This window comes from Agrobacterium sp. 22-223-1 (assembly GCF_053522385.1).
This window is the reverse complement of the sequence record NZ_JBNWCN010000004.1, coordinates 245,852-259,366: the sequence shown is the minus strand read 5'-3', so window position 1 is coordinate 259,366 and position 13,515 is coordinate 245,852. Positions and strand designations below refer to the sequence as shown.

Genomic DNA, 13,515 nt, shown 5'->3' with positions numbered 1-13,515 from the left:
CGTGTATCGCGTTGGAATTGACGTCGGCGGCACGAATACCGATGCCGTTGTGTTGCAGGATAAAACCGTTCTGGCGGGGGTGAAGGCCTCCACGACAGAGGATGTGACGTCCGGTGTCATCGAAGCCCTTGAAAAGGTCATCGAGGCTTCGGGCATCGACAGGGCGCGCATCGGCGCCGTGATGATCGGCACCACGCATTTTACCAATGCGGTGATCGAGCGCCGGCATATGGACGAGGTGGCCGCCATCCGTCTCGGCCTGCCGTCTGGCGCCGGCCTGCCGCCCATGGTCGACTGGCCGGATGATCTCAGGGAAATCGTCGGTAACCACGGTTACCAGGTCCGCGGTGGATATGAATTCGACGGTCGCGAAATCTCAGCCCTCGATGAGGACGAAATCGTCCGCATCGCCACGGATATCCGCGCAAAGGGCCTGAAGGCCGCGGCCGTCACCTGCGTTTTCAGCGGCATCAATGATGCGATGGAAGTGCGGGCGAAGGATATCCTGCAGGAGCGCTGCCCCGGCCTGCCGGTGGTTATGTCCAAGGATATCGGACGGCATGGTCTGCTCGCCCGCGAAAGTGCTGCGATCATGAATGCCAGCCTTCTTTCGCTTGCGGACCGCACCGTTGCCGCTTTCGGCGAGGCGCTGAAGGCAGCGGGCATAACCTGCCCGTTCTACATCACCCAGAACGACGGCACGCTGATGGCGGCGGATGTGGTGCGCGGCTTCCCTGTGCTCACCTTCGCCTCCGGCCCGACGAATTCCATGCGCGGCGCTGCTTTCCTCACCGGCCTCAAGGATGCCGTGGTCGTGGATGTCGGCGGCACCACCTCCGATGTCGGCTCGCTGTCGCACGGCTTTCCGCGCCAGGCGTCCACGACGGTGGATATTGGTGGCGTGCGCACCAATTTCCGCATGCCGGATGTGTTCTCGATCGGTCTCGGTGGCGGCTCGCTGGTGGTCAATGGCGAACATGGCCTCACCGTTGGCCCGAAATCAGTCGGTTACCGCGTGCGCCGTGAGGCGCTCTGCTTCGGCGGCACGACCCTGACTGCAACCGATATCGCTGTCGCCTCCGGCAACGCGGACGTAGGCGAGAAGGCTCTGGTTTCCACTCTGGACAAGCGGCTGGTGGATGCCGCAGTCAAAAAGATCAACGACATGCTCGAGTCCTGTGTGGAGCGCAGCCGCATCTCGTCATCACCGGTGCCGGTGATCGCCGTTGGCGGCGGCTCCATTCTCATGCCTGACCGTATCGGTGATCTGGACGTCATCCGCCCCGAGAATTTCGCAGTGGCGAATGCCGTGGGTGCAGCGATCGCGCAGATCAGCGGCGAGACGGACCGCGTCTTCTTGCTGATCGAGGGGCGCACGCGTGAAAGCGCGCTTGCGGAGGCGGAGGCCGAGGCACGCGAAAAGGCGATTGCGGCTGGCGCAGTGGCCGAAACGCTGGAGGTCATCGAGCGCGAGGATATGCCGCTTGCCTATCTGCCCGGCAATGCCACCCGCATTCATGTGAAAGTCGTTGGAGAAATGGGAGCCAATCATGGCTGAGACGCGCAAGCTGAAATATGACGAAGCGGCATTGCGGACGCTGACCCGTGAAGATCTCGACGCGCTGGAAATCGGTGCCGGCATTCTCGGCACGGGCGGCGGCGGCAATCCTTATCTCGGCAAGCTTCTGGCGCTGGAGGCCATGAAGGCCGGTTACGAGATGAAGATCCTCGCAACCGAAGCCATCGAGCCGGACGCGCTCTGCATGTCCATCGGCGGCATCGGCGCGCCTGTCGTCGGCGTCGAGCGCATTCGCGAAGGCCGCGAAGGCCTGCGTTGCCTGCGGGCGATGGAAGAGCTGATCCGCACGCCGGTAGACGCCATTGTCTGCGAGGAAATCGGCGGTTCCAATTCCATGAACCCGCTGGTGACTGCGGCGCTGGGCGGTCTGCCGATCCTCGATTGCGACGGCATGGGCCGCGCTTTCCCGGAAATGCAGATGACCACCTTCTCCATCTATGGTCATAGTTCCACACCGTCGGTGATGTGCGATCTGCATGGCAATGCCGTCATTTTCAGCCATGCCGTTTCCGAAGTCTGGCACGAGCGTATGGCGCGCGCCTGCGTCGTTTCGCAGGGCGGTGGCGCGATGCTGGCGACCGCGCCGATGCAGGCACATTACGTGCACCAATACGGCATTCCGAAAACCTATACCAAGGCGATTGCCATCGGTGAGGCGGTGATCCGCGCCCGCAAGCAGCAGGAAGACCCGATTGCCGCGGTCTGCGCGCTGGAAGGCGGAAGGCGCATCTTCAACGGCAAGATCACCGATCTGAAGCGCCACCTGCGCGGCGGTTTCGCGGTCGGCGATCTCACGCTCTCTGGCTTCGACGATTGCGCCGGCCAGACGGCGGGCGTCGCCATCCAGAACGAATTCCTGCTGTTTTCCCGTGACGGCAAGGTGGAAGTGACGGTTCCTGACCTGATCGTCCTGCTCGATGTCGATACGGGTTATCCGATCACCACCGAAGTCCTGCGCTATGGCCAACGCGTGGCCGTCATCGCCATCCCCTGCCACGACCTGCTGCGTAGCGCCCGCGCGCTTGAGGTCGTCGGGCCGGTGGCATTCGGTTACCCGGACATTCCTTTCTCACCGCTGCCCGTTCCGGTCAGCAAGGCTGCCTAACCATAAGCGGGGCCAATGACCCGCAATAAAGAGGAGAACGATAATGAAAATGCCTGTACTTTCTTCCCGTCTCGCCGCGCTGGCGCTCGGCACGGCGCTTGCGTTGCCGCTTGTTTCTTCCGCAGCCCTTGCGGAAGACAAGGTATCGGTCGCGGTCAACACCATGCAGATATTCAGCTCGCTCGATCCGGCGAAGGTGACTGATTACACCGGCTACATGGCCATCGTGAACATGTATGACGGCCTGACCACGGTGAACGCCAAGGGCGAAATCGTGCCGCATCTGGCGAAATCCTGGGAGATTTCCGAGGACGGCCTGACCTATACCTTCCACCTGCGCAACGATGCGAAGTTCCAGGATGGCACGGCGGTAAAGGCTGCCGATCTTGCCTGGTCGATCCAGCGCCTGCTTGGCATCAACAAGGGGCCTTCGAACCTCATCGTCGGCGTTCTGAAGCCCGAAAACGTGACCGCGCCTGATGATGCCACGCTGGTCATGAAGATCGAACGCCAGTTCTCGCCTTTCATGGCGGCAACGCCGCTGATGATGGCGATGAACAAGACGCTGATCGAAGCCAATGCCAAGCCCGAAGACAAATGGGGCGAGGCCTATGTCGGCGAACATTCCGCCGGTTCCGGCCCCTACAAGCTGGTCAGCTACAACCGTTCCGCCGATATGGTCATCGCCCGCAATGCCGATTATTTCCTCGGCTGGACCAAGGGCAAGCCTATCGATGAAGTGCGCTTCGTGCAGACCAGCGACGACGCCACCGTCAAGGCGCTGGCGGAAAAGGGCGAACTCGGCCTTTCCTCGCATGGGCTTGGCAACGACACCTACGAATCCATCGGCCGGATGAAGGGTTACAAGCTGATCCAGACCCGCACCGCCGGCGGTTTCGTCATCAAGCTCAACACCAAGGTCTATCCGACCGACGACGTGCACGTTCGCCGCGCTATCGCCTATGCGACCGACTACAAGACGATCCAGGAAGTGATCTATCCCGGTTTCGACATGAAGGGACCGCTTTCTGACGCGTTCAAGGATGCGCATAACGGCGATATCCAGCCCGGCGTCTACGATCTGGAAAAGGCCAAGGAAGAGTTGGCGAAGTCGAAATATGCCGGCCAGAAGATCACGCTGGTCAACAGCTATGTCGCTTCGCTGGCCTTCGAGGCGGAAGTGGCGCTGCTTCTGCAATCCAGCCTCGAGCAGATCGGCATCACGCTCGATATCAAGCCCGAGCCGTGGAACCGTATCGTCGAGCTGTCCTCCAAGCCCGAAACCACGCCGGCATCGACGCAGGTGAACATCTCGCCGACCTATCCGTCGCCGGATTCAATGTTCTACAATCAGTATCATTCCAAGGCTTCCGGCACCTGGATGTCAATGGAATGGCTGCAGAATGCCGAAATCGACGGCCTGATCGACAAGGTTCGCGCCACCACCGATGTCAACGAACAGAACGCCACTTACAAGGAGCTGCAGACGAAGATCGCTGATCTTCAGCCTGACGTCTGGGCCGTTGCGCCGAACCGCCGTTATGCGGCGAACAAGTGCCTTCAGGGATACGAGTTCATTCCCATGCAGAGCTGGGACCTGAACTTCTCCAACTTCCATTGGGACTGCAAGGCGGAGTGATCTCCGCCTCATGAAAACCGGCCCCGCCACAAAGGCGGGGTTGGCCAGACTTGGAACTTCAAAGGGAAGGAGCATCGCCTGCGGCCGGAAAGGCCGCGGCATGCCCGAGGATGACGCATGATCCAGGAATTTTCCGAAGACGATATCGAACCTCTGGCCACCGGCGCCTGGATCCTTGGAACCGGCGGCGGTGGCAACCCCTATATCTCGACGCTCAACCTGCGCCGTCTTTATGCCGAGGGCAGGCGGGTAAAGGTCATGGACCCCATGGCGCTCGCCGATGACGACATGGTTGCCGTCGTCTCCAAGATGGGTGCACCGCTTGTCGGTCAGGAGCGGTTGGGGGATCCCGTGCATCTCGCCCGCGCCGTCGAGGTGATGGAGGATTATCTCGGCAAGCCGTTCCGGGCGATCATGAGCGTGGAAATCGGCGGTTCGAACGCGCTGTCATCCTTCCTCGCCGCCGCCGTACTCGACCGGCCGGTCGTGAATGCCGATGCCATGGGACGCGCCTATCCCGAAGCGCAGATGACATCCTTTGCCATCGGCAACCTGCCGATGTTTCCGCTGTCGCTGGTCGATGTGCGCGACAATGAGGTTATCGTGACGCGCGCTGCTTCGTGGAAATGGATGGAACGCATCTCGCGCAAGGTCTGCACCGAAGTCGGTTCCACTGCCGCCACCTGCAAGGCGCCGCGCACCGGCAAGGAAGTGAAGGAGTGGGGCATTCATTACACCGTCACCAAGGCGACCGAACTCGGGCGCGCAGTGATGGCAGCGCGTGCACGCCATGACGATCCGGTTCTGGCGGTTCTTGACCATGAGGGCGGCAAGCAGCTGTTCCGCGGCAAGGTGGTGGATGTTGCTCGTGAGACCACCGGCGGTTTCCTGCGCGGCAGCACGACGATTGAAGGCATCGATGCCGACCGCGGTTCGCGCATGGAACTCGCCTTCCAGAACGAATGGGCGGTCGCCTTCCGCGATGGCCAGCCGGTCGCCATGACGCCGGACCTGCTCTGCCTTCTCGATACTGTTTCCGGCGGCGCCATCGGTACGGAATCGGTGCGTTACGGCCAGCGCGTCACGGTTGTCGCCCTGCCGGCGCCGGAGCTTTTGACGACACCTGCCGGCATCGCCGCCGTCGGCCCGCGCGCCTTCGGTTATGACATTGATTTCAGATCGGTATTCCCATGAAACGCATCGGTATTGACGTTGGCGGCACCAATACGGATGCCGTTCTGATCGATGGAGACACCATCGTCGCTTCCATCAAGGTTCCGACCACGCAGGATGTCCTATCCGGCGTCAAGGCGGCGCTTGCCCATGTGGCAGGCCATGTCGGCGCGGCGGACCGGCCGATTGATGCGGTGATGATCGGCACCACGCACTTTACCAATGCTGTGGTGGAGCGCGCCCGGCTGGAGCGGGTTGCGGCCATCCGCATCGCGCTGCCAACAGGTTCTTCGCTGCCGCCCATGTGCGACTGGCCGAAAGATCTGCGCGATGCCGTCGATCCGCTGATCTTCATGGTCCATGGCGGCCATGAATATGACGGCAGCCCGCTGGTGCCGATGGTTCCCGATGAAATCCGCGAAGCGGCGATGAAAATCCGCGATGCGGGCATCACCTCCATTGCCATTTCTGCAACGTTCTCGCCGCTGACGACGGAGTGCGAGGTGCGGGCGGCGGAAATCGTCCGTTCGGTGATCCCTGATGCACGCATCACGCTTTCCCATACGCTCGGCCGCATTGGGCTGCTGGAGCGGGAAAATGTAGCTCTCCTGAACGCAGCGCTGCAAACGCTCGGCAAGACCACGGTTCAGGCATTTTCGGATGCGCTGCGCGAAGCGGGCGTGAAGGCGCCGTTTTATCTGACCCAGAATGACGGCACCGTGGCGCTTGCGGATGTGGCCGCCGCCAACCCCGTGCACAGCTTCGCTTCCGGCCCGACGAACTCGATGCGCGGTGCGGCCTTCCTCACCGGTCTTTCCGATGCCATGGTGGTGGATGTCGGCGGCACCACCTCCGATATCGGCTGCCTTGTCGGCGGTTTTCCGCGCGAGGCGAACAATATCGTTCATATTGGCGGGGTGCGCACGCTCTTCCGTATGCCCGACCTCCTGCCAATTGCACTCGGCGGCGGCACCATCGTCGACCCTGAGACGGGCAAGATCGGTCCGCGCTCGGTCGGTTATCGCATCCTGACGGAAGCCCGCGTTTTCGGCGGCGAGACGCTGACGACATCGGATATCGCCGTTGCCGCCGGCCTGATCGAGATGGGTGACCGCGACCGTGTGAAAGACCTTGATCCGTCTTTCGTGCAGGCCACGCTTCAACGCATCCGTGACATGGTGGCCGACAGTTTCGACCAGATGAAGACGTCGGCCGAAGACGTGCCGCTTGTTGCCGTCGGCGGCGGGGCGTTCCTGATTCCCGAGACGGTTCCGGGTGCGTCGGAAGTGTTGCGTGTTGAAAATGCCGGCGTTGCCAATGCGCTCGGCGCGGCAATGGCGCAGGTTTCCGGAGAGGTCGATCAGGTCTTTTCCGGCCTGAGCCGCGATGAAGCCCTTGCGAAAGCCGAGACTGAGGCGCAGAACGCCGCGGTCGCATGCGGCGCGGAGCGGGCGAGCCTCAAGACGCTTGAGGTGGAGGATATTCCGATCGCCTATCTGCCGGGCGGCGCGCGGCGGGTCCGGGTGCGGGTCATCGGCGATATCGCCTTTCATTGATGATAAGAGGCCCTGCCGCTGGCGGGGCGACGAGGGAGTGAGCAATGACGAAGATCGCACTGGCCATTCACGGTGGTTGCGGCGTGATGCCGGAAGACAGCATGACGGCCGGGGAGTGGGCTGCCGCGCGCGACGATCTGGCGGCGGCGCTGCGCGCCGGTTATGCCGTGCTGAAGGCTGGCGGAACCGCACTTGAAGCGGTTGAGGCGGCGGTCGTCGTCATGGAGGACAGCCCGCATTTTAATGCCGGGCATGGTGCCGCACTCAACGAAAACGGCATTCACGAACTCGATGCTTCGATCATGGATGGTGAAACGCTGGCGGCGGGTGCGATCAGCGCATCCCGCGCCATTCGCAACCCGGTAAAGGCGGCCCGCGCGCTGATGGCGGATGAACGTGCCGTCTATCTGACGGGGGAGGCGGCCGACCGCTTCGCGAAGGAAAAGGGACTCGCCACCGAGCCTCAATCCTATTTCACCACGCAAAAGCGCCTTGAGGCGCTGGCGGCAATGAAGCGTCATGCCGCCAGCGGCACGGAGGCGACGGAAAACGAAAAGCACGGAACTGTCGGCGCAGTGGCGCTTGACGCGGCGGGCCATCTCGCGGCGGCCACTTCGACCGGCGGCTACACCAACAAGCCGGATGGCCGGGTGGGCGACAGCCCGGTGATCGGGGCCGGCACCTATGCGCGTGATGGGGCCTGCGCCGTTTCCGGCACCGGCAAGGGCGAGTTTTTCATCCGTTATGTCGTCGGCCACGAGATCGCGTCCCGCGTCGCCTATCTCGGGCAGGATCTGGAGACCGCCGCCGGCGATCTCGTCCACAAGGATCTGGCGCCCTACGATATCGGCGCGGGTCTCGTCGCAATCGATGCCGAAGGCGGCATATCCGCACCATACAATACATCAGGCATGTTTCGCGGCTGGGTGACGCCATCGGGAGAGGCGCGTGTGGCCACCCATGACACGATCTATGAGGTGGAATTGTAACCGGCGACCGTGCCGGCCAAGTGGCGACGCAAAAAAACCGGTGACATCAAGGCTTATCGGCGGCAAAACGTTTGAACCGAAACCGGCTCGTCTCTTCACCCATGGTGCTGGCCTCATGAACATCAAGCAGCTCGAAGTTCTGCGCACGCTTCTTTCCACCGGCTCCACCATCGCCACGGCCAAGGCCATGGGGCTCAGCCAGTCGGGTATCAGCCGGCTTCTGGCGCAGCTCGAGGCGGATTTGTCGCTGACGCTGTTTGCCCGTGACAAGGGGCGACTGATCCCGACGCCGGAGGCGGTGGTGCTTGCGCGGGATGCGGAAAGCGTGTTGCTTGCGGTCGATCGCATGTCCGGCCACGCCGAGGATTTGCGCAATGGCGCAGCCGGTCCGGAAATCGTCCGCATCGGCCTGCCGAGCAGCATGTGGGAAAATTTCGCGCCCGCCATGCTGATCGACTATGTCAGGGATTTTCCCGGTGTTCGCATCGAGACTTTTTTCGAAACGACGACCGCAATCAACAAGCTCGTCGGCGAGCGGGTGATCGATCTCGGTTTCCTGCGGATGGAAGGCGAGATCGGACCAGGCATCGATGTCGAGCGCGTTGCGACCGGCAAGAGCGTCTGTGTGGTCCGGGAGGATCATCCCTTGGCCGCGCTTGATGAAATTACCGTCAAGGACCTGCGCAATGTTCCGCTCATCCTGATCGGCCGGCAGCGGCCGAACCGCATGGCGCTCGATCAGGTTTTCAAGAAGGCCGGCGTCAAGCCGATGGTGAAGATTGAGACCCACACCAACAGTTCTGCCTGCGCCTATGTCGCGCATGGGTTGGGAGTGACGATCATCAGCAGTTTTTATGCGAATCTTTACCGGCACCTTCCGGTCGTCGCCCGGCCATTCGTTCCGCAGGCGACGCAGGAATTCGGCCTAGCCCGTGCTTCCGGCGCACCGCTGTCCATCGCTGCGCAGGCGCTGAGCGATGCCTTGAAGCGGGAAATCCAGCTTTCGCAAAAAATCGACTGAAAACGGGATTTTGGGCTGAAAATCTCATTGTCCTCATCAGGATGAAACGCGCCGTCATTCTGCATAGATATATGACGTTTATGCATAATATTGCGCCTTATTTGTCAATCCGTCATAGTCACCAGCAACGAAACCGATAGAGGCGGGATACCATTCCCCGCCATCAATCGTGGGGAACCGATGATAAGATTCATACTGAGCCGTCTTTTGATGGCGCTGCCGACGATCGCATTCGTGTCGATCACGGTTTTCGCGCTCATCCGCTTCATTCCGGGCGATCCGGCTGCCCTGATGCTGGGCGATATGGCGCAACCGGAGCAGATCGAAGCCATGAGGACCGAACTCGGCCTCGACAAATCCATGCCGCAACAGTTCCTCATCTGGGCCGGCAACGTGGTGCAAGGCGATTTCGGCCGCTCCATCGTCAATGACGAGGCGGTGCTGCCGTTGGTCGTGTCGCGTTTTCTCGTCAGCGCCGAGATCGTCGTTGTCGCCGTGCTGCTCGCCAGCCTGATTGCGGTTCCGGCGGGTGTGATCGCCGCCTGGAAACAGAACAGCCTCACCGATCTGGCACTGGTGGGAACGGCGACCCTGCTTCTGTCCATTCCGACATTCTGGCTGGGTCTTCTGCTTCTTCTGTTGTTCGGCCTCAAGCTCGGCTGGCTGCCGGTGCTGGGATATGTGTCGATCAGCGACAATCTCGTCGGTGGCATGCTTTATCTCGTCCTGCCCGTCATGACGCTGGTGATCCATGAAATGGGCGTTCTGATCCGCATGGCGCGCGCCTCGACGCTGGAAGTGCTGCGGCTGGATTACATCACCCACGCCCGCGCCAAGGGCCTTTCGGAAAGCGCGGTTCTCTGGCGGCACGCCTTCAAGAACGCCTTCGGCCCGACATGGACGATGATCGGCCTCATCCTCGGCAATCTCCTCGGCGGCATCGCCGTCATCGAGACGGTGTTCACCATTCCCGGCCTCGGGCGGCTGATGGTCGACAGTATTTTCGCCCGCGACTACCCCGTCATTCAAGGCTGCCTGCTGTTCGTCTCGCTGTCCTATGTGCTGGTCAACCTGTTCGTCGACCTTCTTTATCCCCTCTTCGATCCGCGTGTGGTTGCCGAATGAAAAAGTTCACACTTAACGGGCTTATCGGCGGCTTTCTCATCGCCCTCCTGCTCATCACCGCCGTAACCGGCCTGTTCTGGACGCCCTATGATCCGATGAAGCTCGGCTTTGCCTCGCGTCTGGCCGGTCCAAGCGCCAGCCATCTTCTTGGCACCGACGAATTCGGACGCGATGTTTTGAGCCGCCTGATGGTTGGCGCACGGGCCAGCGTCTGGATCGGCTTCCTGACGGTCAGCTTCGCGACAATCTTCGGCACGCTGATCGGCCTTGTCAGCGGTTATGCGCGCGGCTGGGTGGATGGCGTCATCATGGCCATCAACAATGCGCTCTTGGCCTTTCCGGGCATTCTGCTGGCGCTCGGCCTGCTCGCAGTTTTCGGCGCAAACCAGTATGGCATCATCTTCGCGCTCGGCATCGCCTATACGCCATCCATGGCGCGTGTGGTGCGCGGTGCCGTGCTTTCTTTGCGTGAGCGGGAATTCATCGAGGCGTCGCTGGTGATGGGCAATGGTGAAATCTACACCATGTTCCGCCACATCCTGCCCAATTGCATCGCGCCGATCACGGTTCTTGCCACCTCCATGTTCGGCTGGGCCATCCTGTCGGAAAGCGCACTCTCTTTCCTCGGCCTCGGCGTGCCGCCGCCGGCGCCCACCTGGGGCAACATGCTGGCCGCCGGCCGTCCCTTCATCCAGCAGGCTGTCTGGCTCGGGCTTTTCCCCGGTCTCTGCATCGCGCTGACGCTGCTTGGCATCAATCTTCTGGGCGATGCCCTTCGCGACAGGCTTGACCCGCGCATGAGAGGTCTCAAATGACTGTTAATACACTTCTCACTGTTCGTGGCCTTTCGCTCGAAGTCGCCAGAACCGGCCACCGGGTGGTCAAGGATGTCTCCTTCGATATTGCCGCAGGCGAAATCTTCGGCATCGTCGGCGAAAGCGGCTCGGGAAAGACGCTCGCAACCCGCGCGCTCATCTCGCTTCTGCCGCCGGCCATCGCCGTCACCGGCGGGTCGATCATCTACAAGGGGCAGGATGTCATGTCCCTGCCAGTGAAGGAGCTTCGGCGTCTGCGCGGGGCGGAGATCGGCGTGGTGTTTCAGGAGCCGATGACCTCGCTCAACCCATCGATGACGATTGGCCGGCAGCTTGAGGAGGGGCTGATCCTTCACACGAAGTTGTCGCCGGAAGAGCGCAGCGAGAAAATTCTCGACATGCTGCGGCGGGTGGGAATCCGCGATCCCGAGGGCGCGTTGACGGCCTATCCGCACGAGTTTTCCGGCGGCATGCGCCAGCGCATCATGCTGGCCTCGGTCATGCTGTTGAAACCCGCTTTGCTGATTGCCGACGAGCCGACAACGGCGCTGGACGCGGTCATCCAGCGCGATGTCATGGAGCTGATGGTGGAGCTGACACGGGCGGAAGGCACTGCCGTTCTCCTCATCAGCCACGATCTGCCGATGGTGGCGCGTTATACCAGCCGTATCGTGGTGATGGAAAAAGGCGCGATTGTCGAACAGGGCCGCACCGAGGACCTGCTGGATGCGCCGCAGCACCCCTATACGAAGAAACTGCTTTCCTCCCTGCCATTCCGCGGCGAGCCGCGCAGTATCGACACCTCCAAGGCGCCAATGGTTTCGGCCCGCGATATCGTTGTGGATTATGCCGGCCGCAAATCGCTGCTGAAAAAAGTCAAACCGAAGCGGGCGCTGCATGGGGTCAGCATCGATATTCATGAGGGTGAGGTCGTGGCGCTCGTCGGCGGTTCCGGTTCCGGCAAGACGACGCTCGGCCGCACCATTGCCGGGCTTGTGCAGGAAAGCGAAGGACATATCCGCTTTCAGGGCCGGGAGCGCAACGAGGACTGGAAGGATTATCGCCTGAATTGCCAGATGGTGTTTCAGGATCCCTACTCCTCGCTCGATCCGCGCATGACCATCCAGGCGCTGGTGGAGGAGGCGCTGCGCCTCGTGCCGGGTCTCGACCAGGCCGCCAAGCGCAAGCGGGCGCTGGAAACGCTGGAGGAAGTGGGGCTCGGTGCCGATTTTGCCGCCCGCTATCCCCACGAGCTTTCCGGCGGCCAGCGCCAGCGCGTGGCGATTGCCCGCGCCATTGCCCGCCGTCCGCGGTTCCTGATCGCAGACGAACCGGTCTCGGCGCTCGACGTGACGGTGCGGGCGCAGGTGCTCGATCTCTTTTCCGATCTGCAGAAACGTTACGGTTTTTCCTGCCTGTTCATCAGCCACGATCTCGGTGTGGTGGAGCAGGTGGCGGACCGTGTCGTCGTCATGCAGGACGGCCGCATCATCGAAGAGGGTGATCGCGACACGATTTTCGACAGCCCGAGAGAGGCCTATACGCGCCGGCTGCTCTCGGCCATTCCCGCCCTCGATCAGAATGAAAAGGGCGGGGTGACACTCAAATGGCGTCTCGAAGATGAAGTTTAACAGGAAGATGACTATGACCGTGGCTGCCCAACTGAATGCGATCTGTGATGCACAGCCTTTCGTGACGCGCTTCATGGTGCGCAATCTCCTGACCGGTGAAGAGATCGGCCGGGGAGAAAACGAGGAGACGCCATCGGGCAGCACCCGCAAGACGTCGATCATGATGGCCGTGCTCAAGGCCGCCAGCGAAGGGCGGATCGATCTCGACCAGCCCGTCACCTATGAAAAGCGGCTGGCGGAAGAGGTTGCGAGCGGCATGTTCCGGTACATGACGCCGGGCATCGTCATTTCGCTGCGCGATGCCGTCGCCGGAATGATGGTGCTGAGCGACAATGTCTGCACCAAGATGGTGCTGGAGAGGCTGACGCTGGAAGAGGTGGACGGCTATTGCAAATCGCTCGGCATGGCCAATACCCACCACCGTTTCCTCATTCCGCCGCTGGCGCTGGCGGCCGACCATCCGCTGAAAACCGTCACCACCACCTCGGCGGCGGATCAGGTACTGCTGCTGCAGACCATTCTCGATGCCCAGTCCTCACCCGAGGCGCAGGCAAAGCTCGGCTGCAGCCCGCAATTGTGCGAATGGGCCATGCAGACGCTGAAGAACCAGATTTTGCGTTATGGAATCCGCTCCCGCCTGCCTTTCGAGGCTGTGGTGGCCAGCAAGAGTGGGCGCGGCAAGCGCGGGCGCATGGATGCCGGCATCGTCTACAGAAACGGCGCGCCGTCCTTCATCATCACCACCTATACCGATGAGGTGCCGCAAACCATGCCTGATGGTACGCCGGGCTATACCGTCGCGCTCGAAACGATCGGCCGGCTGGCACAGGCCTGCTGGGATGGCTTTCAACAATGACAATCAATGACAACAAAGAGGGTAGA

General features: G+C 61.7%; 11 protein-coding genes. All 11 read left to right on the top strand.

Features of this window, described 5'->3' with window-relative positions; translation table 11 throughout:
* The first annotated feature begins 1 nt into the window (after position 1).
* The 11 genes from ACQZ60_RS18680 to ACQZ60_RS18630 all read left to right on the top strand — a co-directional run bounded on the left by ACQZ60_RS18680 (position 2) and on the right by ACQZ60_RS18630 (position 13,489).
* A complete protein-coding gene (locus tag ACQZ60_RS18680; RefSeq protein WP_448735855.1) occupies positions 2–1,558 on the top strand; it encodes a hydantoinase/oxoprolinase N-terminal domain-containing protein in 1,557 nt (518 codons plus the stop codon).
* The gene (locus ACQZ60_RS18675; protein ID WP_448735854.1) at positions 1,551–2,684 is read left to right on the top strand and encodes a DUF917 domain-containing protein; all 1,134 of its coding nucleotides are present in this window, start codon (positions 1,551–1,553) and stop codon (positions 2,682–2,684) included. Before ACQZ60_RS18680 ends, ACQZ60_RS18675 begins: the two co-directional genes overlap by 8 nt.
* 43 nt (positions 2,685–2,727) lie before the next feature.
* The gene (locus ACQZ60_RS18670) at positions 2,728–4,323 is read left to right on the top strand and encodes an ABC transporter substrate-binding protein (protein WP_003524598.1); all 1,596 of its coding nucleotides are present in this window, start codon (positions 2,728–2,730) and stop codon (positions 4,321–4,323) included.
* Between the two features lie 117 nt (positions 4,324–4,440).
* Complete coding sequence (locus ACQZ60_RS18665) at positions 4,441–5,517, top strand: DUF917 domain-containing protein (RefSeq protein ID WP_448735853.1); 1,077 nt, start codon at positions 4,441–4,443, stop codon at positions 5,515–5,517.
* Positions 5,514–7,052: a hydantoinase/oxoprolinase N-terminal domain-containing protein gene (locus ACQZ60_RS18660; protein ID WP_020813273.1), complete on the top strand. Its 1,539-nt coding sequence runs from the start codon at positions 5,514–5,516 to the stop codon at positions 7,050–7,052. The genes ACQZ60_RS18665 and ACQZ60_RS18660 overlap by 4 nt, the downstream gene beginning before the upstream one ends.
* A gap of 44 nt (positions 7,053–7,096) precedes the next feature.
* The gene (locus tag ACQZ60_RS18655; RefSeq protein WP_448735852.1) at positions 7,097–8,041 is read left to right on the top strand and encodes an isoaspartyl peptidase/L-asparaginase family protein; all 945 of its coding nucleotides are present in this window, start codon (positions 7,097–7,099) and stop codon (positions 8,039–8,041) included.
* A 115-nt stretch (positions 8,042–8,156) separates the two neighbouring features.
* Positions 8,157–9,062, top strand: coding sequence for a LysR family transcriptional regulator (locus ACQZ60_RS18650; RefSeq protein WP_448735851.1), 906 nt, complete (start codon positions 8,157–8,159; stop codon positions 9,060–9,062).
* Positions 9,063–9,242: 180 nt separating this feature from the next.
* Positions 9,243–10,187, top strand: coding sequence for an ABC transporter permease (locus ACQZ60_RS18645; protein WP_142780479.1), 945 nt, complete (start codon positions 9,243–9,245; stop codon positions 10,185–10,187).
* A complete protein-coding gene (locus tag ACQZ60_RS18640; protein WP_448735850.1) occupies positions 10,184–11,002 on the top strand; it encodes an ABC transporter permease in 819 nt (272 codons plus the stop codon). Before ACQZ60_RS18645 ends, ACQZ60_RS18640 begins: the two co-directional genes overlap by 4 nt.
* Positions 10,999–12,633, top strand: a complete 1,635-nt coding sequence (locus ACQZ60_RS18635) for an ABC transporter ATP-binding protein (RefSeq protein WP_448735849.1) — start codon at positions 10,999–11,001, stop codon at positions 12,631–12,633. Before ACQZ60_RS18640 ends, ACQZ60_RS18635 begins: the two co-directional genes overlap by 4 nt.
* A 13-nt stretch (positions 12,634–12,646) precedes the next feature.
* Positions 12,647–13,489, top strand: coding sequence for a serine hydrolase (locus ACQZ60_RS18630; protein WP_448735848.1), 843 nt, complete (start codon positions 12,647–12,649; stop codon positions 13,487–13,489).
* Positions 13,490–13,515: the final 26 nt, after the last annotated feature.